The 833-nt window shown below is 64.1% G+C and carries 1 protein-coding gene; it reads right to left on the reverse strand.

Annotated elements, in window-relative coordinates:
- Positions 1-824: IPT/TIG domain-containing protein (locus ABD286_RS18930; RefSeq protein ID WP_425565424.1), on the reverse strand; the 824-nt coding region annotated here is incomplete at its 3' end.
- Positions 825-833: the final 9 nt, after the last annotated feature.

The raw sequence follows: 833 nt of genomic DNA on the forward strand, positions 1-833 counted from the left end.
GACGTGAACGTCACTGGCGCAGCAGCCGTACCCGCAGCAACCAACGACCCCTGCACACTCAACGACGAACCCGGCGCCGCCTTCACGATTGTTCCTGGGGCCACGCTCAACGTCACACCCGGGAGAACGGCCACCGGCGCATCAAGGATGTAGACCGTCACGCACTCTGGTGACCAGGTCATGGTGCTGGTGACGTCGGCAGAGATGTGCCGGGTTCCTCTGATGCATCCCTCGTATGTGAATTTGGCCGAGCTACCAGCCGGAGAGGTGCCACCGCTCGTAGTAACGGATACATCAACGCTCCCCGGCGAGCCGGCGGGGCTTACCGCAGTCAGCTGGGTGCTCGAGAGCACGGTGACGCCAGCAGCGTTCACGCTGCCGAACTTGACCGTTGCAGAGCTCGTAAAGCCTGTGCCTGTGATGGTGACCGTCGTTCCACCGGACAGCGGCCCAGACGTTGGGGCGACTTTGCTGATCGTTGGCGGGGCTACAAACGTGTACTTGGAAGACGCCGAGGTCGCAGACTTCCCGGTTGGGGTGACGACCTGCACGTCTACGGTGCCCGAAGCATGCGCTGGTGTGACGGCCTTCAGCGAGGTGTCTGACACCACCGTTAGGGAGGTGCCAGCCACTCCTGCGAAGGTGACGGATGTCGAGCCGGTGAAACCAGAGCCCGTGATCGAAACTAGGGTTCCGCCTTGCGTCGAGCCCGTGGATGGGCTGATCGAGGTGACAACTACGACGAAGCCCGTGACCTGCCGGGTCGGGGTCGTGACCGCGGCCGCCGTGGTCGTGGCCGGCACCACCAGCTGGTACTGCCACACCCCCGTGCC

The sequence above is a fragment of the Pedococcus aerophilus genome (assembly GCF_039532215.1).
Taxonomy (GTDB): Bacteria; Actinomycetota; Actinomycetes; order Actinomycetales; family Dermatophilaceae; genus Pedococcus; species Pedococcus aerophilus.